General features: G+C 36.4%; 15 protein-coding genes and 1 tRNA gene. 4 read left to right on the plus strand and 12 right to left on the minus strand.

Annotated elements, in window-relative coordinates:
* Nucleotides 1–546 precede the first annotated feature (546 nt).
* From CHB66_RS09190 to CHB66_RS09205, 4 genes are all read right to left on the minus strand, one after another.
* Nucleotides 547–1,818, minus strand: a complete 1,272-nt coding sequence (locus CHB66_RS09190; RefSeq protein ID WP_089240230.1) for an adenylosuccinate synthase — start codon at nt 1,816–1,818, stop codon at nt 547–549.
* A gap of 249 nt (nt 1,819–2,067) precedes the next feature.
* A complete protein-coding gene (locus CHB66_RS09195; protein WP_089240232.1) occupies nt 2,068–2,412 on the minus strand; it encodes an STAS domain-containing protein in 345 nt (114 codons plus the stop codon).
* Nucleotides 2,409–2,876, minus strand: a complete 468-nt coding sequence (locus tag CHB66_RS09200; protein ID WP_089240234.1) for a Fur family transcriptional regulator — start codon at nt 2,874–2,876, stop codon at nt 2,409–2,411. Before CHB66_RS09200 ends, CHB66_RS09195 begins: the two co-directional genes overlap by 4 nt.
* 132 nt (nt 2,877–3,008) lie before the next feature.
* Nucleotides 3,009–5,234: a RelA/SpoT family protein gene (locus CHB66_RS09205; RefSeq protein ID WP_089240236.1), complete on the minus strand. Its 2,226-nt coding sequence runs from the start codon at nt 5,232–5,234 to the stop codon at nt 3,009–3,011.
* Between the two features lie 137 nt (nt 5,235–5,371).
* On the opposite strand from CHB66_RS09205, the gene CHB66_RS09210 reads away from it, so the two are divergent.
* From CHB66_RS09210 to clpX, 4 genes are all read left to right on the plus strand, one after another.
* Nucleotides 5,372–5,453: transfer RNA gene (locus CHB66_RS09210), tRNA-Leu, on the plus strand.
* A 109-nt stretch (nt 5,454–5,562) separates the two neighbouring features.
* On the plus strand, nt 5,563–6,891 hold the full coding sequence (gene tig / locus CHB66_RS09215) for a trigger factor (protein ID WP_089240238.1): 1,329 nt from the start codon (nt 5,563–5,565) through the stop codon (nt 6,889–6,891).
* An 82-nt stretch (nt 6,892–6,973) separates the two neighbouring features.
* Complete coding sequence (locus CHB66_RS09220) at nt 6,974–7,645, plus strand: ClpP family protease (RefSeq protein ID WP_089240240.1); 672 nt, start codon at nt 6,974–6,976, stop codon at nt 7,643–7,645.
* A gap of 2 nt (nt 7,646–7,647) precedes the next feature.
* Entirely contained in the window at nt 7,648–8,871 is a 1,224-nt protein-coding gene (gene clpX / locus CHB66_RS09225) for an ATP-dependent Clp protease ATP-binding subunit ClpX (protein ID WP_089240242.1), read from the plus strand.
* Nucleotides 8,872–8,972: 101 nt separating this feature from the next.
* Here the strand turns inward: clpX and lpxB are convergent, their stop codons facing one another.
* From lpxB to CHB66_RS09265, 8 genes are all read right to left on the minus strand, one after another.
* A complete protein-coding gene (lpxB, locus tag CHB66_RS09230; RefSeq protein ID WP_089240244.1) occupies nt 8,973–10,076 on the minus strand; it encodes a lipid-A-disaccharide synthase in 1,104 nt (367 codons plus the stop codon).
* Nucleotides 10,077–10,160: 84 nt separating this feature from the next.
* Nucleotides 10,161–10,580 (minus strand): 6-pyruvoyl trahydropterin synthase family protein, encoded by a 420-nt coding sequence (locus tag CHB66_RS09235; protein WP_089240246.1) that lies wholly within the window; start codon nt 10,578–10,580, stop codon nt 10,161–10,163.
* Between the two features lie 145 nt (nt 10,581–10,725).
* Nucleotides 10,726–11,424 (minus strand): hypothetical protein, encoded by a 699-nt coding sequence (locus CHB66_RS09240; RefSeq protein ID WP_089240248.1) that lies wholly within the window; start codon nt 11,422–11,424, stop codon nt 10,726–10,728.
* Nucleotide 11,425: 1 nt separating this feature from the next.
* Entirely contained in the window at nt 11,426–14,887 is a 3,462-nt protein-coding gene (locus CHB66_RS09245) for a S8 family serine peptidase (RefSeq protein WP_089240250.1), read from the minus strand.
* A gap of 98 nt (nt 14,888–14,985) precedes the next feature.
* Nucleotides 14,986–15,840, minus strand: coding sequence for a hypothetical protein (locus CHB66_RS09250; RefSeq protein ID WP_141107383.1), 855 nt, complete (start codon nt 15,838–15,840; stop codon nt 14,986–14,988).
* A 13-nt stretch (nt 15,841–15,853) separates the two neighbouring features.
* On the minus strand, nt 15,854–17,302 hold the full coding sequence (locus CHB66_RS09255; protein WP_089240254.1) for a RagB/SusD family nutrient uptake outer membrane protein: 1,449 nt from the start codon (nt 17,300–17,302) through the stop codon (nt 15,854–15,856).
* Between the two features lie 13 nt (nt 17,303–17,315).
* Nucleotides 17,316–20,288 carry a SusC/RagA family TonB-linked outer membrane protein gene (locus CHB66_RS09260; RefSeq protein ID WP_089240256.1) on the minus strand — a complete coding sequence of 991 codons (2,973 nt, stop codon included), beginning with the start codon at nt 20,286–20,288 and terminating at the stop codon, nt 17,316–17,318.
* Nucleotides 20,289–20,833: 545 nt separating this feature from the next.
* Nucleotides 20,834–22,753 (minus strand): OmpA family protein, encoded by a 1,920-nt coding sequence (locus CHB66_RS09265; protein ID WP_089240258.1) that lies wholly within the window; start codon nt 22,751–22,753, stop codon nt 20,834–20,836.
* Between the last annotated feature and the right edge of the window lie 4 nt (nt 22,754–22,757).

Genomic DNA, 22,757 nt, shown 5'->3' on the forward strand with positions numbered 1-22,757 from the left:
GAGCCAGGATCAAACTCTCCATTGTAAAGTTTCTATCTCTACTCTCGTAGATTATTCCTATCGGCTCTTATTTATTCTTAACTTGAAAACTATCCAAAATAGCCCTCAATCGTTTCGTCTTACATCACTTCAATGAACTTTTTTGGACTTCTTATCAATCCAAAATGTAGTCTCTCGACTCTGTATTTTTAACCCGTTCCGTTGAACAGGATTGCAAAGGTAAGAAAGTTATTTGATCAGGCAATCTTTTTAAACCGAAAAAGTTTAAAATATTTTAAAACACCTTGCAACATTTATCCCGTCCCTATTACTTTACCCCCGTTTGGGATTGCAAAAGTGCAACTTATTTCCCACTTTACAAGAACTCAATCCAAAGTTTTTTAAACATTTTTATTACTACATTGAAAATCAATGAGAAAAATTGAGAAGAATTAAATCTTAAATCATAATGCTGAAAGACTCCCTCAATTTAGAATTCAGTCTACATTGCGAGATTCTCGGATTTAAGAAAAAAAATAGCTCGAATTACTCCGAGCTATTTACTATTTATCTTAAAATGGTCTGTTTCCTATCTGGGCCAACAGAGACCATTTTGATCGGAACACCAAGTTCATCCTCTAGTAAACTAACATAATTCCTCAATTCACTAGGGAAATCATCATAAGTCGTGACATGAGCCAATGATTGATTCCAACCCTTTATGGTTTTATATACAGGCTTTGCTTCTTGATCATTTAATTCATAAGAAAGTCTGTCTACAAATGAACCATCAGGTAATTGATAATGGGTACATACTTTGATATTATCAAATATATTTAATACATCTGCTTTCATCATGAATAGTTGGGTAACCCCATTGATCATAATTGAATATTTCAAAGCTGGTAAATCAATCCAACCACATCTTCTTGGCCTCCCTGTGGTAGAACCGAATTCATTTCCTTCTTTTCTCATGTCCTCCCCATCTTGGTCAAATAACTCTGTAGGGAATGGCCCACTACCAACCCTAGTACAATAGGCTTTGAAAATACCATAAACTTCCCCTATTCTTGCTGGTGCAACTCCCAAGCCAGTACAGGCTCCAGCTGTCATCGTACTACTGCTCGTCACAAATGGATAACTCCCGAAGTCAATATCTAATAAGGAGCCCTGAGCTCCTTCTGCTAAAACTTTTTGTCCTTTCGACAAATGTTCATTCACTTGATACTCGCTATCTATTAAATTAAGAGTTTTGAAAAATTCAATGGACTCAAAGAACACTTTTTCAAGTTCCGGAAGTTCATCAAGTGGGAAGTCATAAAATGACAGAATCGTCTTATGTTTTTCAACTAAGGCATTATATTTCGCTCCAAAGTCTTCTGCCAAGATATCTCCAACTCTTAAGGCAACCCTCCCTATCTTATCTTGATATGTTGGCCCAATTCCCTTTAAAGTTGAGCCAATCTTTTTATCACCTTTGGATTTCTCATAAGCTGCATCAAGTAGCTTATGTGTAGGGATAATAATTGTTGCTTTTTTTGAAATGTATAGATTTTCATTGAAGTTAATATTGAATTTCCCAAGCCCTTGAATTTCCTTTCTTAAAACGACAGGATCTAAAACAACACCATTACCAATGATATTTACAAGTTTGGACCTGAAAATTCCTGAGGGAATCTGATGTAAAACATGCTTTATTCCATCAAACTCCAAAGTATGACCTGCATTAGGCCCACCTTGAAACCTGGCTACTACATCGTATTGGGGAGCTAGCACATCGACTACTTTTCCTTTTCCTTCATCGCCCCACTGTAGGCCCAAAAGCACATCCATTTTCATTTGATTATATTTTGACTGATCGGTTAGTATTCTTTTTGAGGCGTGAAGTTTGGAATAAGGTTAAATAATTGCAAGTAAAAGAATGTATTTATTATAAATAAGAGGCTACGCGGTCAGAAAATAAAAAAGTAAATTAGCTAAACCTGAAGAAGGCTCAAGAATCACTGACTCTGCAAAACATACTATTCTTTAATTAAAAGGAAATTCAATTAATAGATCGTATTGAAGACTTAAGGAGAATCGAGGCTGCTAAGATATTTCTTTCTTCGCGTCTTCAATTGAATCAAAAACTGTAAATATGTTATTCAACTTAGTTATAATCAAAAGCTTTTTGACATGCTCGGAAGGAGATGTCAAGTAAACTTCACCGCCAGAGTTTCTCATTTTAGTAAGCATGGTTATCAAAACACCAATACCACTAGATGAAATATACCTCACTTCCTTGAGGTCTATGACGAAGCTTTTGATTTTATCATTGACTGCATTGGTGACGATCTCGACTAGCTTTGGTCCAACATCATCTCCTATCAGATCTCCCTGAATATGTAAATACTGAATATTTCCAGCCTTTTCCAATTGATAGTTCAATTTCATATCATCTCCCTATTTTCGCATTTTTCCTTTGTACAATTACCATATAAAATCAAAGAGTGATGAAGAACTTTAAAATTCAATATTTCTCCCACTGTGTTTTGAATATTTTGAATTCTTGGATCACAAAACTCTAAAACTTGATTACAGTCTACGCAAATCAGGTGATCATGTTGCTTGTAACCATAGGACTTCTCATATTGTGCTAAGTTTTTACCAAACTGATGTTTGGTAACTAAATCACATTCCACTAAAAGGTCTAAGGTATTATAAACAGTGGCTCTGCTGACACGGTAGTTTTTATTTTTCATACTGATATATAGAGACTCCACATCAAAGTGGCCACCACGCCCATAAATCTCTTCCAAGATTGCATAACGCTCTGGGGTTTTTCTTAATTTCTTATTCTCTAGATATGCAGTGAATATTTTTTTTACCTCTTCAAAAAGGGTTTCATTCAAGGCCATTTCTTTTGTTTTTGTTTCAAATATAACTGTTCTTATTTAGAAATAATTCAAATAATTAAATAGCATAGCAATTGCTCTAGGCACGAGAAGTTATTTGTCTTTACTTTATAATTTCCATTGAGATAACTTTCCCTAATAGTCAAATCTTGTGATTTTTATTACCCCATCAACTTTTCCTAAATTCCCCATTAACTTTTCTAGGTGCTGGGTACTATGAACATATAACTTGATAGTGCCCTCAAATATTCCTGCATCGGAATCTACTGTTATCGATCTCATGTTCACCTTTAATTCATTAGAGATCACTTTGGTGACATCATTGATCAACCCAACTCTATCTGTGCCTACGATCCTGAGACCTGCTAGAAATGCAATTTCTTGTTGACTAGTCCACTTCGCTTTGATTACTCTATTGCCATGATTTGATAGTAGTTCAAGTGCGTTAGGACAGGATGTCCTATGAATCTTGATCCCTTCATTCACAGTAACGAACCCAAAAACATCATCCCCTGGTATTGGGTTGCAACATTTTGCCAAAATATAATCCACCACGTCCATGTCTTCCCCTATCAAAAGCTGGTCATGGTCAGGTCCTTTAAGACTTTTAATTTGCTTGGTGAAAGAAGACTCGTCTTTGACGATATCTAGTGTGGACTTACTTTTTTGACGTTTATCATCCTTAAAGTCTTTGAAACTCTTGATAGAAGTAGACTCAATTATACCTTTGCCTACTTTATAATAGAACTCGTTAGCTGTCTTGGTTTCGAAATACGCACGTAGCTGCTCAACCGTTTCTGAGTTAAACTCCAACTTCATTTGCTTCAATTTTCGCTGAACGATTTCTTTACCATCAAGGATGGAGGACTTTTTTTCTTCCCTTAGCGCATCCTTTATTTTAGCTTTAGCTCTTGAAGTTACGACTACATTCAGCCAATCTTCAGTAGGCTTTTGCTTATTGGAAGTGAGTATTTCTACTTGATCACCATTTTTGAGTTTATGATTGATCGAGACGAGTTTTTGATTGACCTTGGCTCCAATGCACTTCGCTCCTACTTCAGTATGTATCTCAAAGGCAAAATCAAGCGCAGTTGAGCCAAAAGGCATTACTTTTAAGTCTCCCTTAGGAGTAAACACAAATACTTCATCGTGGAACAAATTCCCCCTGAAGTCATCCATAAACTCAATAGCAGAACCATCATTGGATTCTAAAAGCGTTCTGACTTGGGTAATCCAATCGTCTAATCCAGGGGATGCTTTATTTGTTGCAGCTTCTTTATCCTTATATTTCCAATGAGCCGCATACCCTCTTTCTGCAATATCATCCATGCGCTGCGTTCTGATCTGAACTTCCACCCATTGTCCAGTATTGCTCATCACGGTGGTATGAAGAGATTCATAGCCATTAGATCTTGGCGTACTGATCCAGTCTCTTAACCTATCGGGATTAGGTCTATAAAAATCAGTCACCACAGAATACACTTGCCAGCAATCGGCCTTTTCATTATCATAGTCGGAATCCATAATAATCCTTACTGCAAAGAGGTCATAAACTTCTTCAAAAGGAATATTCTGTTTTTTCATTTTATTATAAATGGAATAAACAGATTTTGGCCTACCCTTGATAGAAAAATTGAACCCTTGGGCCTTCAATTCCTCCTCGATTGGGGCAATAAAAGTTTTGATGAACTTATTTCTAGATAATCTGGTCTCGTTTATTTTTTCTATAATGAAATTATAGGTGTCCGTATCAGTATACTTCAAATACAAGTCTTCCAATTCCGATTTAATGGTGTATAATCCCAACCTATGGGCAAGTGGAGCATAGAGATACATCGTCTCAGAGGCAATTTTCAATTGCTTGTGGCGAGGCATGCTAGATAGTGTTCGCATGTTGTTAAGTCTATCTGCTATCTTAATCAAGATTACTCTTACATCATCGGAAAGTGTGAGCAGCATTTTTCTAAAATTCTCTGCTTGCTGAGATGACCCATAGTCAAAAACACCAGAGATTTTGGTCAGACCATCTATAATTTGCATTACTTTATGGCCAAATTCTCTTTCAATATCCTCCAACTCCCACTCTGTATCCTCTACTACATCATGTAGTAGTGCCGCTACTATACTAGTAGGGCCTAAGCCTATCTCTTCCACACACACTAAAGCTACCTCCAATGGGTGGTATATGTAAGGCTCTCCAGATTTTCTTCTCATTTCCTTATGCGCATCGTTAGAGACATTAAAAGCCTTCTTAATGATCTTTGCATCTCCAGCCTTTAGCAATGGCTTTGCCAGTCTAAGCAATTTTCTATATCGCTTCAGTATTTCCTTTCTTTCTTCTTCCAGATCAACTTGTATCATATATTCGAAGGTAAAAACAATTCCAAAATTAAAGCAACGAGGACTTCAATAATTTTTTTCTACTTTTTTTAATATTTTTTCAAACCAACTTTTGCAAGTTTCGATTTCGTTATTACCTTTGCGTCCACATTAGATAAGCGGATGTGGCGAAATTGGTAGACGCACTAGACTTAGGATCTAGCGCCGTAAGGCATGGGGGTTCGAGTCCCTCTATCCGCACGTTTTCAAACCCTCAATCACGGTTCCGATTTCGAGACAGCTTCGGCTCTTCGAAAGGAGAAAAGAGATTGGGGGTTTTTAGTTAAACACAAATCAAAATCAAAATACCTTGGAAATTACATTAGACAAGCATTCAGCAAATCAGGCTTCAGTTAAAATTAAGTTAAATGAAGCAGATTATCAACCAAAGGTTGATGCTAAAGTGAAAGATTACGCAAGGAAAGCCAATATCAAAGGCTTCAGACCCGGCAAGGCACCAATCGCAATGGTTAAGAAGCTTTACGGGACTTCTGTTTTGGTGGACGAGATCAATAGTATGCTCTCAACTTCCTTGAATGACTACTTGAAATCCCAAACTTTTAGAATCCTTGGAGATCCTCTTCCTGTGGTCGAAAACGCAGATCAAATTGATTGGGCTAATCAAAAGGATTTTGATTTTGAATACAAAATCGGATTTGTGGAAGACATTAAAGTAGATTTTGACAAATCTTTGAATGTGACAAGCTATACCCTTGAGGTGGATAAAGCCACAATTGATGATGCTGTTTCAAACTTAAGAAGACAATATGGGAAAATGACAAATCCCGAAGTAAGTCAAGAAGGTGATTTCCTTTACGGTGACATAAAAGCTTTGGATGGTTCTTTCGAGAAGACTTTTTCTCTACCTTTATCCAAAGTAGATGGAAGATCTTTGAAAAAATTCATTGGTTTATCTAAAGGTGACATTGTAGAATTTGATCCTTCTAAAGCAATCAAAGAAGACCTTGCCGAGGTAGTTGGTGTAGAAGAATCTGAAGTAGAAAAGTTATCCGGTAAATTTACTTTCTTGGTTCAAAACATCAATAGAACTGAAGACGCTGAATTGAATCAAGAGTTTTTTGATAAAGTTTTTGGCCCTGACCAAGTTGACTCAGAGGAGGCATTTATGGAAAAAGTAAATGCGATCATGTCAGAGAATTATAATAAAGAGGTGAGGGTGTTTAGCGATGAAAAAATCAAAGATACATTGATTGAAAAAGCGAATATCGACCTTCCAGAAGATTTCTTAAAAGAGTGGTTGTTCAGAGCCAATGAAGGCAAAGTAACTCAAGAGCAGGTAGATCAAGAATACCCAATCTATGCAAAACAACTATCTTGGACGATCATTTCTAACGAGATTGCTAAAAATAATGAAATCAAAGGAGAACATGAAGATGTAATTGAGAAAACCAAAGAGATGATCAGAGAGCAATTCGCTTCTTCTGGCATGGGAGCTCAATTAGAATCTAGCATGGATATGTTTGTAGATAATTACCTTCAAGGCAATGAAGGACAAAATTATATGCAAATGCTTACTTCTGTACAAAACGAGAAAGTTCTCTCATTTGTCAAAGAAAAAATAGATATCACTGAGGAAGTTATCTCCATAGATAAGTTCAAGGAACTTTTGGAAAACTAATTCAGATTCAAAATCGTTTAGAAAAAGTCCTTCATTAAGTAAGGGCTTTTTTTATTTTTGTAAACGACTAAACAAAACAAATATGTTTAATAAAGACGAATTCAGAAAATACGCAGTTCACAATCATGGCATCAGCGGAAATGCCTTTGACCAATATGACACATTTATTAATGGAATGACTAGATCTGTCATTGAGGAAAGGCCTACAAATTTTCGAGAAATTGATGTTTTCTCAAGATTGATTATGGATAGAATCATCTTTTTGGGAACTCAAGTGGATGACTTTATAGCTAATATCATCACAGCTCAGTTACTTTTCTTGGAATCTACTGATCCTAAAAAAGATGTATTGCTATATATTAACAGCCCTGGAGGTTCTGTTACGGCAGGCCTAGGAATTTATGATACCATGCAATACATCAACCCAGATGTTGCTACCATATGTACTGGTATCGCTGCTTCAATGGGTGCTGTACTACTTGCTGGAGGAGCAAAAGACAAGAGATCTGCACTCCAACACTCTAGAGTAATGATTCATCAACCTTCTGGCGGGATGCAAGGTCAATCAAAAGACATGGAAATCTCATTGAAGCTAATCCTTTCGATGAAAAAAGAATTGTATGATATCCTTGCGCAACATTCAGGAAAAACGTACGAAGAAATCGAAAGGGATTCAGACCGAGATTATTGGATGAAAGCACCTGAAGCCAAAGAATATGGCTTAATTGATGAAGTATTGATTAGAAAAAGATAAAAATGGCTCAAACGACTTGCTCCTTTTGTGGTAGAAATAAAAAAGATGTAGATCTGATGGTTTCGGGTATTTCTGCCCATATCTGCAATTTCTGTATAGATCAAGCCTATCAGATCTTGGCTGAAGAGGAGAAAACAAAAAAGCCTTCGAAAAATCAGAAATTTCAACTCAAAAAGCCTAAGGAACTCAATGGGTATCTAGATCAATATGTAATCGGTCAGCAGGATGCCAAGAAGGTTCTAACTGTGGCTGTCTACAACCACTACAAAAGATTGCAGCAAAAAACTAATGACGATGAAATCAAGATTGAAAAATCAAATATCATCATGGTTGGGGAAACAGGAACAGGTAAAACCTATTTGGCTAAAACATTAGCTAAAACCTTAGAGGTCCCTTTTTGTATTGCAGATGCGACCGTTTTGACAGAAGCTGGATATGTAGGTGAGGATGTAGAAAGTATATTAACAAGACTTCTACAAGCAGCAGACTACAATGTGGAAGCTGCAGAAAGGGGTATCGTATATATAGACGAAATTGACAAGATTGCTAGAAAGTCTGATAATCCATCTATAACGAGAGATGTAAGTGGAGAAGGTGTACAACAAGCTTTGCTGAAGCTACTTGAAGGTACAGTAGTCAATGTACCACCTCAAGGCGGCAGGAAACATCCTGATCAAAAAATGATAGCTGTCAATACAGAAAATATACTCTTTGTATGTGGGGGAGCATTTGATGGTATTACTAGACATATAGCAAGACGCCTCAACACTCAACCATTGGGCTTTGCTAAAATGGAGGAAAAAGCCCATGCAGATAGGGAAAATTTGCTTCAATATGTAACTGCTCAAGATTTGAAATCCTTTGGGCTTATACCTGAATTGATTGGAAGACTCCCTGTCGTAACACACTTAGATCCCTTGGATAAAGATGCATTGAAAAGTATCTTGACAGAGCCTAAAAATGCCTTGACCAAACAGTATCAAAAACTAATGGATATGGAAGGGGTTGATTTGGTTTTTGAAGAAAGCGGAATAGATTACATTGTCGAGAAAGCTATGGAATATAACTTAGGTGCTCGAGGACTTCGCTCAATTTGCGAAGCTATAGTAACAGACGCCATGTACGAGTTACCTTCTAATGAAGCAATCAAGGAGCTAGTCATAGACGCAAAATATGCTCAAGAACAATTTGACAAATCAAAGTTCAAAAAACTTCAGGTAGCTTAAAATTAAAAAGGGGATGGCCAAAACCATCCCCTTTTTAATTTTATTTGGGTTTTATCATGTGATTAAAAATCAAGAATTAATTATTAAACTAGGTTAATAGCCTAACTTAAACTTTTTAAAATTAGAATGGCTGTTTCTTTGGATGCCTCTTGATTGCCAATCTTATCTTTGATTTCATCATATCCTTGTAGCATTTTTCCTCGATACACCGGATTGCTTAAGATTTTATTTAATTCATTGGCTAAACGATCCTTGTTGAAATCTTCTTGAATTAACTCTTTTACTATCTCTCTTTCTCCTATTAGGTTCACCAGTGAAATATACGGTACTCTTATCAGCCTTTTCGCAATAGCATAACTCAGCGTACTAGTCTTATAAACAACTACCTGCGGAACTCTAAATAACGCTGTCTCTAATGTCGCTGTCCCAGAAGTAACTATGGCTGCCGTCGAATAATGTAGTAGGTCATAGGTTTGATCAAAAATAACTTTTATACCCGTCTCTTCTGCTGATTGATAAAGTACTTTAGGCAAATTCTTTACCCCTGCTACTACAAATTGAGCATTGGGGAATTGACCAACCATATCTACCATAATACGCATCATATTCATCACCTCTTGTTTCCTACTGCCTGGAAGTAGTGCTATGATGGGTTGATAGCTTAATTCATTTTTTTGATAAAAAAACTCGTGGGGGCTAAACCCTTTTAACTCATCCAATAATGGATTCCCAACATAAGTGGCATTTACACCATATTCTTTGAAAAAATCAACTTCAAAAGGTAGAATACAATAGACCTGATCTACATATTTTTGAATTTTCAAAGCTCTTTTTTGATTCCATGCCCAAACTTTAGGAGGGATATAATAATGTACTCTAAACCCATTGAGTTTAGCAAACTTGGCAATTTTCATATTAAACCCACCAAAATCAACCAAAACAACCACATCTGGCTTCTCAGTTAGAATATCCTTTTTTACGATGGATAGATATTTAAGCACTTTTCTAAAGCCAAGAATCACTTCCAAAAAGCCCATCAATGCTATTTCCTGATAATGCACTTTAAGCTTTTGACCTGCTTTCTCAGAAAAATCACCTCCCATTCCCACAAACTCCGCTGAAGGGTCAATTTTTAAAAGAGCCTTGACGAGATTAGAAGCATGAAGGTCACCTGACCGTTCTCCAGAGATGATGTAGTATTTCATTTGAATGAAGTAAAAGAGATAGCTAATCAAATAAAAAGGAAAAGGTTGCTTTCATCAACCTTTAACAATATTAGTCTAAGAATACTACTCTCCAAAATATTCCACAAAGTTTCTCGGAGTTTCATAAAGTGTAAGCTTATAAAGACTCCCATGTGACACAATTCTGTCTACCTCAGGTTTTAGAATTTTCCAAAATTCTAGGACAAGATTTTCACAACTTGCCATTTTACCAATCATAAATTCCACATCAAGATTAAGATTTTTATGATCAACTTTGTCAATGATCAATTTCCGAATCAGCGTGCTTAGTTCCTTGAGATCGACAACAAAACCTGTGTCAGGATCAGGCAAACCCCTTACCGTAACAATTAATTCAAAATTATGACCATGCCAATTTACATTTGCGCAGGGACCAAAAACTTCCACATTCTTTTCTTCCGACCAATTTGGATTCCATAATTTATGAGCAGCATTAAAATGCTCCTTTCTGCAAACGTGTATCATTACTTTCTGATTTGGCTTGCAAATTTATGGAAAAGATCTTGAAATAAGAATTAGATTAATTTTAGTGCTATAATTTGGCAATCAAAAATAAAATACCCTTCTGAAATGGTTTTTCAGAAGGGTATTTATAAATCTAATAAATTTATTACTTACTAGAGTTAAGTTTCATGAAAAAACTAACCAAATGATCCTCCCTCGATAAGTCATATTTATTTTCTTTAATAATTTGTTTGGCTAAAGCTTTATCTTGAGGCGACAATCCTTTTGTGATACTTGATGATTTAGCTCTAACAGAATTAACATCGCCAGAATCATCAATGATATAAAATGATTGTTCAAACACAAACATCCTACCAGGCGTAGGAGTATAACTATTTTTTGGTGGAGTCACCAAATCTGAATAAAACTTCCTAACTAAAGTATACTTCTGCCCTTCTGCTAGTACATTCACAAAATCCTTTGTTGTCAAACCTTTGATATTTTCAAATCCATTTTTGAAAGTAAGTCTAGACAACAATCCTTCTTCTCTTGCTAAGACAATTGCTGGCCTTTCTAAAACAAATGAAGTTAGATAGCTTTTATCAAGTAAGATTTTATTTCCTGCTTCATTAATTACCTCTAACTCATTGTCATGAATATTTAATCTCGCCGAAATCTTCTCCTTCATTGAACCGCCTTTCATCGTCAAATCTGCATTACTCCATTCATCATATAAATAAGGAGAACCATCTATGCCAGAATAAGCCGTTACTCTTAAAGGGACTCCATTTAAATCAATATTTGCTATCTGACCATAAGATAGATTTGCAAGAAAAATTCCAAATACTATTAATAACTTTTTCATTTTAATTTTTTATAATTTTTTTACGCAAGATATAATTATTTGTCTTAATTAATAACAAATAAAGACCTTTTGGGCCAATTAATTGAAGTTCTATCTCTAAATCTTGATCTGCTTTGTATATACCTTGATTTCTAATCAATTTTCCTGTAACATCTAAAACATCAATTTCAATTTCGCCGATGTATTCATTAGATATTGCAACATTAATCATACCATTAGTAGGGTTTGGTCCTACAAAAACCCCAAATCTACTTAAATCAGGTTCTTGCTGAACAATTGCTGTGATTATTACAGGGTCAGATATTCTATTACAATTACCTCCAAATATTGCTACCTGATAAGAACCATCACCTGTTGTCTGATATGATCTTGAGGTAGCTCCTTCAATAGGAGATCCGTTAAAATACCATTGATATCTTTCTCCAGGAGATTGTGAAGTCAAAAGATCACCATTGATTACAATGTTAGGCTTAGCAAGATTTGATGTAGCAACATTGACCACTTTCTGAATTTGAGTTTCAAATTCTCCCGAAGATATTATCAAGTCAACCTCAAATAATCCTGTATTTTCAAATTGAAAAAAAAGATTCTGCCCTGAACTTACTTGTTCACCATTAATTAACCATATATAATTATCAATTTCGCCCTCACTCAAATTTATAAATTCAGTAACTCCTCCTAAACATGCATAATCTACCCTGAAGTCAGCAAACAAAACATCCTCACATCTTAGTTGTATCCAATTATTAGAGTTTACTATTTGTGAATTTTCTCCCAAATTAATTATTGCATCACCTTGTAGGTCTACATTTATAACATCGACACCTTCCAAACAGTATTTTTTATATAAGTCATGAATTATAACTCCTCGATTTTCTGAACTAATAACACTTCTATTATTTCCAGAATTTGTTGATTCTATATTCTCTTGGACAAGAATTGAATTTCTATCCCCTAATTTTAAGTCACCACCATTTCTAAATTGAAGATAATTCACTGGTAACATTTCTGAATTTTGTATAAAAATTCCTCCAGACAGAATTAACCTATCAACAGGAGACTCACTTTGAAACATCAATATTCCAGATCCAGACATAATTACCTCACGTATTGGCCTTGTTGAACTATTAACAAATTCAGAACTTTCAACACCCGTAAAATTAAATCTAAGATTTGAACTGAAAAAAGCTTCAGAAGTAATTTCAACTTTCTTTTTAAAGTCTAATTCCTGAATAGCCCCAGCTAAAGACCCCGTATTATTTATACTTAGTTTATTAATTCTTAAATGAGTTGGTGTAACAGACAAACTAGAATTAATTGTCAATTCGTCAAGAGTAGTGGACTCCAATAAACTCCATAAACCTTGATCAATAATCAATTCTACGCCGTCGAACTCCGTATTGATCAAGGAAATAAGTTGTGTATTATTCGATTCAGTAGCAAAAGTTATTTTACCATTCTTAATTAAAGTGGCATTACCTGCTATTCTTAGACCATCTCTAACTTGGATATTATTTCCATTCAGATCAATTTCTACATTTGAATCACCAAAAACATTCAAACTCGAAATTTCCACTTGATTATTTAGAGCAACTAGGCTTACTTTTCCATCAAAAACAACTCTAGTACCACTTTCAGGCAACTTATTCGATGAACTCCCCTCTCTTGAGAAAGACCAATTGTTAACATCATCCCACTGTCCATTATCAGGGCCAATCCAATATAATGTTTCAGTGCTTCCTTGTAATGAACCCGCTGTCATTACCAAAGAAAAATTTTGTCCCCCATTAACTAGGTTACCTTTATGAGAGACACTAATGGTATATTTCCTCGCTTCAGGACTAGCAATAAAAACTTGTTCGATATTATCTCTAAAATTATCCTCTGTCTGTCTAGCAGGCCCTGTGGCACCTCTTGATGGATCCAAAGACCAAGGGAAAAATTCTTTTCCTTGATCATCAAAAATTCTAAGATCTAAATCATTTACTAATTTCAAATCTGTAGGATTTAAAGAAATTGGAGATACATTTCCACTAGGGTCAGTCCAAGCAATTGTAGCTCTAATTGGAGTCACTCCATCAGAAATAAATTCAAACTCATAGGTACTGCCATTACTGAGAACTTCTTCTCTAATAAGATTAGAACTCCCATCTTCATTAAGAATAATCTCAGCTGCTGCTTTGGCGTCTAATAAACCCCATCCGAAAACATAATCAGGGCCATCATGTTGACCAGCTTCTTTTGTAGTGTTCAAGATAAGGGCTTTAAGCGTTGCTGCTAACATAAAATCATTATTATTCCTTTCTTTATATAACTGTTGTAAAAGAACTAAGGAACCAGCAACATTAGGCGATGCCATTGATGTACCTGAAAGTGAACCATAACTATCAGTAGTCCCACCATTAGCAATCGTAGTACTAAAAACATTAACACCAACACCTACTAAGTCAGGCTTAATCCTACCATCATCCGTAGGCCCCCAAGAAGAAAAAGAACTCATGGCCACTGAAGTTGGTCCAGTGTAAGAAGAAACTGAATTTACAGCTCCTACTGTAATCACATTTTTAGCTACACCTTCTGGACCGATTGTATCCTCTGGACCATCCGGCGGTCTGGTTCCATCGCCTACATCATTCCTATCATTACCAGCAGCCCATACTATGGTATAGTAGGGTTTTGCAAATGCCAAGTCATCTAAGCCCTTACTTTTTGTGGAATAAAAGCCAAACCTATAATCTTCTTCTGGACTAACAGAAGGATTACCAGACCACACCCAAGCACCACTAGAATTTCTATACCAACCCGTAACTATTCCATAAGAATGATTTGAAACAATATGACCATTGTTTTTTTCTACAGGATCATAAGCATTGGCGTTCATTTTTGACAAATCAGAATCCCAATTGAAAGCCCAGCCTGTAGCTTCATATGCCATTCCTCTTGCTCCTGAATTTACGCCAGAAGCCAGAACTGTACCCGTCACATGGGTTGCATGATTGCTTAAATTCTCAGACGAACCATCTATTTGAGTTAAACGATTTCCAAATTCCACATGATCAGGCTTTGGTCTAGTTTGATCGTAAATACCCACAGTAATTCCATTGCCAGTAAGATTCAACCCTAAATCACCACCAGGCCTTAATGCAGTAGCTCCAACAGAATTGGCTGCTCCCACATTTTTAGTAGAATAATAAATTGGGAAATTAGATTCATCAAAATACTGGAGAGTTGCGGTTACATTATTTTCTAGTTCTAGAAAAATTGGAATATTTCTCTTTTGAGCTATTGATTTGATTTCTTCCTTAGGTAAAAGTAAATCTTTATAGGTTTTATTGAAATTTACAATAATGTCATACCTAGCTGTCTTTATATTTTCTTTGACATCCTTATTTGCATTTTCTTGTGAATATGAAATTTGAAAAATTGCCAATGAAAATATTAGTGTTATAATACTCTTAATCATAGGTTACTTTTTATTGTAAATAACTCATAATTTAAGCGTAAGTTCAAAAAAAAAGAGGGTAAAACCCTCTTTTTTATAAGAATTAATTATTTCAATTATTAATCTTCAACTAATGTCAACACGACTGTACCGCCATCACCCCAAGTATTACTCCAAGTAATGGTAATAGTATCGTCAGAGTTTACAACTCCTTCAATTGTAAAAGGATCTCCATAACGATCAACATTAGTAGAAGCACCATCTATAACGTCACAAGTATCAGAAAACCTTCCCACAGGTCTAGAATCACTATAGATACCTGGGTACATTCCAAATGACATATCATTTACTTGATATACACCTGTTGCTACTTGTGTTACAGTCACCTCATTTGCAGCATTAATTACAAAATTAGTGGCTGTCTGTGCTGCTCCACCAGAACCATCTCCAGTTTGTAATCTTTCCCAGAAAACGGTATATGTTCCAGCAAGATCCGATGGACAAATAACTCTAATTCTAAAATCAAGCGTTTTGTAATTTTCAGCTATGGTTGCGCCAGTAGCCGTAGTCATCGTCAACAACAAATCAGGCGTTTCAGAAGGATCAATATTTCCAGTCAAAACTCTGATTGGGAAATTAACAACATTCTGTCCAGCTGGAATCGTAATTGTGGAGGAAGGTAACTCGTAATGAACACCTTCTATCGCAGTAGAAGCAGGGTCTGCAGCTACTGTAATCGTGATCGGAGATGATTGCGCTGCAGCAACAAGGTTTACTTGAAATTCTGTTACATCAACTTGAGTTGAACTGGTTCTAACAAAGTTTCTTGTCACCCCATTGGGTAGATTAGCATTTTGCCACTCTACTTGTACACCATCCCATAAGATGGTAGTGCCAGGCTCATCGAAACATGCAGTTGTCGCAAACATGGTTAGCAAAACTGCCATTAGGCTATATAATTTATTCAATTTCATGATTTTCTTAATTTTAGTTATAACCTGGGTTATCTACCAACAATTCGTTCAACTGAAGTTGAGCAAGAGGGAGTGGAGCAAGAAGTCTATAGTCATTGTAAGGAAGATCTTCAAATCTACCGCCTTTAGTGATTGGCATACCATTTCTTTTCAGATCAAAGAATCTATGACCTTCTAATACCAATTCAATTCTTCTCTCGTCCATGATCTTGTTGAATAAAGCATTGCCAGAAAGATCAGCCGCCACAGGCCCCAGACCTCTACGACTTCTCAAAGCATTAATATCAGCTCTTGCTCCTGCGTTATCTCCAGTTTTCTGTCTAGCCTCAGCTCTTGTAAGATAAAGTTCAGAAGCTCTCATGATAGGAAGGTTTTCCAAGAAATCTCCTTTATGACCGAGCCACTTGGCACTTCTAAATACTACTTCTGGTGAACCAGTTCTAGTGGTCTGAATCCAAGTATTTCTTCTCACATCCCCCTCTTCATATTTATCTAATAAATCTTGAGTTGCAGTTAAAATAAACTGTGCAGAAGGGAAAACATTCGCTACCAAAGAACAAACAGAGTTATTCACACCGTCCACTCCTGACCAATCGACAGCTCTAATTTCAACTTCGAAAATAGACTCTGGATTAGGTGCTGTAGAAAATGCAGAAACATAATTCGCAGGAGTCAAAAGACCTGAACCATCATTTCCAAGACCGAATGTAGTCATCGCTTGAGAAGCCATAGCAGCTGCTTCAGCATTTTTACCACCATAAAGGTAAATTCTTGCCAGTAAGGCCTCGGCAGCACCCTTAGAAATTCTATACACTCCTGAAGATCCAACTGCAGCAGTTGGCAACAACGGAATGGCTGCTAATAAATCAGCCTCCATTTGTGCATATAATTCCGTATTGGTAACTCTAGCTCTAAAATCCGCATTAGAGAAACCTAAAGTAGGTGTTGTTCTGAGAATAGTAGTCAAGTTCCATCCATTCACTTCTCTACCGGGCTCGTAACCATATACCTTAGCGTGATTATGATAAAGGAGCGCTCTAATAGCTAAGGCCTCTCCTTTTACCCTATTTTTCAATGCTTGAGAACCTGGCAAATCAGGATCATCAATGGCATCTATGATAATATTAGTATCATTAATCGTAGAGAAATATCCTGTACCCCAGAGACCTATATGAGCTCTGTCTGCATTTTGTTCTTGACCAATATAACGTCCAGTATTTGCAATAATTCTCAAGTTATCTGCCATCACATCTGGCGCAACAATCAAAGTTTGACCGTAAACACCAAATCCTCTTAAACCACCATATGCTGAAAACAAAAGAGATTGATAACCTTCTGCATCTGCAAATGCTATTTGGGTAGTTAAACTTTGCCTTGGCTCAGTATCTAATAGGTCAGAACAAGAACTGCTAGCCACAGTTAAAGCACTACCTAAAGCCAAAATTTTAAATATATTTTTCATATCTGATTTCTAATTAGAAGTTAAGACTTACACCAGCAGTGAATTGCTTAGAGTTTGGAAAGGCTCCAAAAGTACTTCCAAGAGAGTTTGCCTCTGGATCTATACCATTATACTTTGTAAAAGTCAACATGTTGATTCCTTGAACAAACAAATTAGCTTGTCTCATACCAAGTTTTGAAGCCAAAGCGTTAGGCATTGCATAGTTCAGAGTCACCTGCTTCAATCTGATATAGCTACCATCACTTAGAAGTCTAGTAGAAGCTTGGTTCACATTAGATGTACCCGGCTCCTGACCCCCTTCAAAAGGCCTTGCTGTATTGGTGATATCACCTGGCTGTCTCCAATAATCATTCATTGCTCTTAACTGGTTGCCTGGACCAGTACCCATACTTGCTAGATTATATAAATCTTGGTTGAATGCTAGGTTACCAAACTGGTACTGGAAGAATACTTCCATAGAGAATGGGCCATAAGAGAAGTTGTTTGAAAGACCACCATAAGAGCTAGGTAGTGCACTACCTATGTATCTAACAGAACCAGTACCCGTAATGTAAGTATAGTTACCTGCTCCATCATCAAACATCTGACGACCATTGGCTGGATTAACACCAAGAAACTCGTTCATATAATAGAAAGAGATAGGCTTGCCTACTATCAAGTCATTCCCAATTCTATCCAAATTATCATACAAAGAGATCAACTCATTTTGCAAGAAAGTCACATTGAACGCTGTAGTCCATCTGAATTTACCAGCTACAATATTTGTAGTCTGCAAATCAAAATCTATACCTTGGTTTCTAACTTGTCCAGTATTTCTGGTAATAGAACCAAAACCTGAATCAGCAGGGAGGGGAGTACCAAAAAGAAGCTCATTTGAATTCTTTCTCCAGAAATCAACTGTACCAATGATTCTACCATTGAATAAAGTCCAATCAAGACCTATATTGTAGGTTTCAGCTTCTTCCCAAGTAAGGAGATCATTACCTAATTGAGATAGTGCCAAACCTCCTTGTCCAAGATATTGACCAGCATTTCCTACAAGCGTTCTAGAAGCAAAGTTAGGAATGCTTGAGTTACCGGTCACACCATAAGATGCTCTCATTCTCAAGTTATCCAACCATGTTACATCTTGAAGGAATGATTCAGATGACATTCTCCAACCTGCAGACACTGCACCGAAAGTACCCCATCTGTTTTGCTCACCAAATCTTGAGTGACCATCTCTTCTCAAAGTAAAGTCAGCAGTGTATCTATCGTCATATTCGTATTTAGCTTGACTGAATACACCTGACCTTTTGAATTCGGTGAAGTTACCACCAATGGCAAAAGGAACAGCTGCATTTTGTAAATATCTCAATGCTGGATTAGCAAAACCTCTACCTGTAGCAGTTTGAAGCTCAGATTGAGAACCCACATATTCAAATCCTAAGATACCAGATACAGTGTGAACATCGTTGAACTTCTTGTTGAAGTTGAAGTTATGGTTGGTATTGATGTTATTATTTCTTCTGTCTGTATATGAAGCAGATCCACCATAAGAAGAGAACGCTGGGATTGTAGCAGGTCTATGGTTTTCATCTCTGTTATCAGAAAAATCTATACCGAAATAAGAGGTAAAGCTCAACCATGGAGCAAATTGATAGTTCAACTGCAAATTAGAAACAGATTGAACAGTAGTACCTCTTCTCAACTCTTCGTTGACACCTTGTACAATGTTGTATCCAAAGAGGTGAGCTGATGGATATGGAGCAAATGATCCATCTTCATTGTAAATTGGAACATTTGGTCTCGCAGAAAATCCGGCAACAAAAGGGCCATTCACAAAATTACCTCTATCAATCGTACCATTGGTTCTTTGATAAGCCAAAGACAAATTAGCTGATACCGTCAATCTCTTATTAGGCCTGTGCGTTAAGTTCAATCTAGCAGTAGATCTTTGATAATCTGACATGATGATTTGAGCTTCTTGGTTAGTATGTGATCCAGATAAGAAAAACTGTGTTTTCTCATCACCACCAGAAACTGAAAGATCATAAATACCCAATTGACCAGTTCTATAAAGTGCTCCTAGCCAATCAGTAGATTGAAGATTTGGATCCTCTGGATTACCAAATATATTAGCAGCATTTGCAGGGTTCAATCCAGCATTGATGTAAGCCTCTCTTTTGATTGAGGCAAATTCTCTTGCATCCATTACATCATAAAGATTCAAAGGTTGAACTATACCTCTCTGTACTGAGAGCCTAACTTTAGTATCACCTTTAGCACCTCTTTTTGTAGTAATCAAAACTACTCCATTAGCCGCTTGAGCTCCGTAGATCGCAGCAGCAGCAGCATCCTTCAAAACCTCAATTGATTCAATGTCATTTGGGTTGATAGATGCTAAGGCATTTTGAGAACCTTGACCTGAAAGACCACCACTTGACACCTGAACTCCATCCACAATATATAGTGGATCATTACCAGCATTAATGGAACCGACACCTCGAATTCGAACCGTAAGTGTACCACCTGGTTGACCAGTAGTAGAAGTAACTTGAACACCAGCAATACGTCCTTGCATCGCTCTATCAAACGACTGCATTGGCAAATCTTGGAAGACTTCACCTTTCACAGAAGCAATCGCACCAGTAATTTCTCTTTTTGATTGATCACCATATGATGTTACTACGAATTCAGATAGTGATTGAACATCAGGTTCCATAGTTACATCAACTACTGATCTTCTTCCGATGTTAACTTCCTGCGCTCTCAATCCAATGAAAGTGAAGGTTAATACATTGTTTGATTCTGGTACATTAATAGAATACTTACCATCAAGATCAGTAGCTGTCCCGATAGTAGTTCCTTTGACCAGAACTGTAACACCTGGAACCGGTTGATTATCTTCACTAGAAATCACCGTCCCAGTTACAACACGACTTTGAGCAAATGCCGAAGCACCTACAAAAAGAAGCGCGAGTCCTAGAAGTAAAACTTTCCTCATATTTGTTTTTTTTGGTTTAACGATAGCTCAATTTTATTCATTAACTCGATATAATCCAACTATTATCAAAAAATTTAAAAGTGATCTCTGGTCAATTCACAAATATTGAAATAGGTTTTTGAATCAATTAAAGAATATAATTCTACTAGTGACCGCTAATAAAGAAACAAAACCAAAATAAGACTGATATATTTAATGTTAATCAAAATATAATTTTTTTTTAACCTTTATTAACGACTCATTTATACTAAAAACTAAATTGATAACTAGGTAATTTCTTTAGTTATTTACATAAAAATTTAAAAAAATAAACTTTAAAAATCAAAAACATATAAAATATAATTATTTTTATTTTTTTTATACTTTTTATATGTAGTTTTTGAATAAATAAAAATGAATCTTATATTTAAAATAATATGATTGAGCCCCAACAAAAGATTCATTTTGCGCAAAAAATTTCTCTACAATATTAAAATAGTTTAATTTATAAATAGACAACATTATGGCACTACAAAATTTAATAACACCATATTATTTGTCAAACATCACAATATACTCACCGTGATTCTTCTGTTTAAAGCTCGATTGCTCGCTGTGTCATTAGACACTAATGGAACCTGAGAACCTTTCCCCGAAATCTGTAACCTTTCATCAGAAATTTCATTTTCAACTAGATATTTCTTGACACTGGCAGCTCTTCTCAAACTCAGCTCTTGATTATAGGATTCGCTACCTACATTATCTGTATGGCCGACTATCATAATCTGAACATTAGGATTCTCTTGCAAAAATGAAATCAGTCGCTTTAGTGAAGTAGTAGAAGCAGGTTTTAGATCGGTCTTATCAAAATCAAAAAAGATATTCTCGAAAACAAACTCCTCCCCTGATGCCACTGGAATCAACTCCACATCTAAATTCTTCTGATTGGCCAAACTATCTCTATCTACATTGTAAATCTTTGGCAGAAAGCCCTTTTTCTCCACATAAAGCCCTGAAGCAGGTCGATTGGGATAAAGCATGGTAAAGTCCCCAGTTCTCCCATCGGACTTAAATTCATACATAGTGCTATCAGAAGCTAGATCAACAAGAGACAACTTAGCTTCCACAGGTTCACCTGTACTCTTATTAAATACGCGACCTTGGGTCACCATCAGTTTTTCTCCTAAATAAATTTCTTCAGGGAATTTGAACCTATAAATAAAAGAGCGCTCTTGCTTTCCTTCATTAAAAACGGTCTCAGTATAATATGCATAATCGCGCTGAGCTGTGATAAAAAGTGCCAACTGATCCTGATGATCATTGATCGGGTAGCCTAGATTCTCTGGTGTAGAAAATACGCCTTTCTCCACACGAGACATGAATAAATCTAATCCACCGAATCCAAGATGTCCTTCAGAAGCGAAGAAAAGAATCTCATTATTAAAGTAGATAAAAGGAGATACTTCATCCTTAGCTGTATTGATCTCTGATCCTAGATTCTTGGCTTCAGACCAAGACCCATCCGGCATTCTCAAAGTGTACCAGATATCTTTCCCCCCAAAGCCACCCCTTCTGTTGGAAGAGAAAAACAAAATACTACCATCTGCAGAAAGTGAAGGCTGAGAGTCCCAAACTCTTGAGTTGACATTCTTCCCCATATTCACTGGTCTTTGCCATACTTCATTGACTTTGTAAGAAATATACAAATCGCAATCCCCAAAGGAGTCTGGCATCTGACAAGAAGTAAAAATCAAAATTTTCCCATCAGCAGAAATGGTACATGTCCCTTCATTGTAAGCTGTATTGATACTATTAGCAATACTTTTTGGATCAGACCACAAACCTTCCTCTTCGTCAAAATAGGCCACAAAGATATCCTCATGCTCATTATTAGCCAATCCATCTCTTTTGGTAAAGAGAAGCTTCTTGCTATCAGCTGTGAGCACCGGGAAATACTGTAAGACAAATTGATTCAGGGGATCTTCTAGCTTTTCTTTCTTGATCACAAACGGATTTTCTAAGTGACTTCGGATAAAACTGATTTGATCCTTCATTTCCTTAAATGGACGTTGGTTTTGGAAGGTAGGATTGAGCAACAGTTCACTTTGGTCAAAAGCAGCTATAGCCTGGTCAAATTCTCCCAACTTTAAAAAACAATGGACCTTCAACCAAGCAAATTCCCCGAGAAGCTGATTAGGCGCCTTGATATTCCGCTTCAACCCCCTTTCGGCGATTTCAATAGCCTGGTCAGGAAAACCCTGTGTTAACAGTATCCTAGCCCATTTTAGATAGGATTCCAAAAAGTTCGCTTCCCTGTTGATTGAAGCCTTAAATTTGGCAATGGCATCATCATATTGCCGCTTTTGAATCAATTCATCTCCTTCTTCATGAAGTCTAATCGCTCTGTTATCTATAATGGTATAGGTCTGACCACTGACTGTCAAAAATGTCAAAACCAGCAAAATAGATAAAAGGGCCTGCTTCATAGAT

Source organism: Belliella buryatensis (genome assembly GCF_900188245.1).
Classification (GTDB): Bacteria; Bacteroidota; Bacteroidia; order Cytophagales; family Cyclobacteriaceae; genus Belliella; species Belliella buryatensis.

Excerpts from the sequence above, each read along its gene's own strand:
- CHB66_RS09255 (WP_089240254.1), bottom strand. The coding sequence starts at position 17,302 with ATGAAAAATATATTTAAAATTTTGGCTTTAGGTAGTGCTTTAACTGTG.
- CHB66_RS09200 (WP_089240234.1), bottom strand. The coding sequence starts at position 2,876 with ATGGCCTTGAATGAAACCCTTTTTGAAGAGGTAAAAAAAATATTCACT.
- CHB66_RS09260 (WP_089240256.1), bottom strand. The coding sequence starts at position 20,288 with ATGAGGAAAGTTTTACTTCTAGGACTCGCGCTTCTTTTTGTAGGTGCT.
- CHB66_RS09190 (WP_089240230.1), bottom strand. The coding sequence starts at position 1,818 with ATGAAAATGGATGTGCTTTTGGGCCTACAGTGGGGCGATGAAGGAAAA.
- CHB66_RS09250 (WP_141107383.1), bottom strand. The coding sequence starts at position 15,840 with ATGAAATTGAATAAATTATATAGCCTAATGGCAGTTTTGCTAACCATG.
- CHB66_RS09235 (WP_089240246.1), bottom strand. The coding sequence starts at position 10,580 with ATGATACACGTTTGCAGAAAGGAGCATTTTAATGCTGCTCATAAATTA.
- lpxB (WP_089240244.1), bottom strand. The coding sequence starts at position 10,076 with ATGAAATACTACATCATCTCTGGAGAACGGTCAGGTGACCTTCATGCT.
- CHB66_RS09220 (WP_089240240.1), top strand. The coding sequence starts at position 6,974 with ATGTTTAATAAAGACGAATTCAGAAAATACGCAGTTCACAATCATGGC.
- CHB66_RS09195 (WP_089240232.1), bottom strand. The coding sequence starts at position 2,412 with ATGAAATTGAACTATCAATTGGAAAAGGCTGGAAATATTCAGTATTTA.
- CHB66_RS09205 (WP_089240236.1), bottom strand. The coding sequence starts at position 5,234 with ATGATACAAGTTGATCTGGAAGAAGAAAGAAAGGAAATACTGAAGCGA.
- CHB66_RS09265 (WP_089240258.1), bottom strand. The coding sequence starts at position 22,753 with ATGAAGCAGGCCCTTTTATCTATTTTGCTGGTTTTGACATTTTTGACA.
- CHB66_RS09245 (WP_089240250.1), bottom strand. The coding sequence starts at position 14,887 with ATGATTAAGAGTATTATAACACTAATATTTTCATTGGCAATTTTTCAA.
- CHB66_RS09240 (WP_089240248.1), bottom strand. The coding sequence starts at position 11,424 with ATGAAAAAGTTATTAATAGTATTTGGAATTTTTCTTGCAAATCTATCT.
- clpX (WP_089240242.1), top strand. The coding sequence starts at position 7,648 with ATGGCTCAAACGACTTGCTCCTTTTGTGGTAGAAATAAAAAAGATGTA.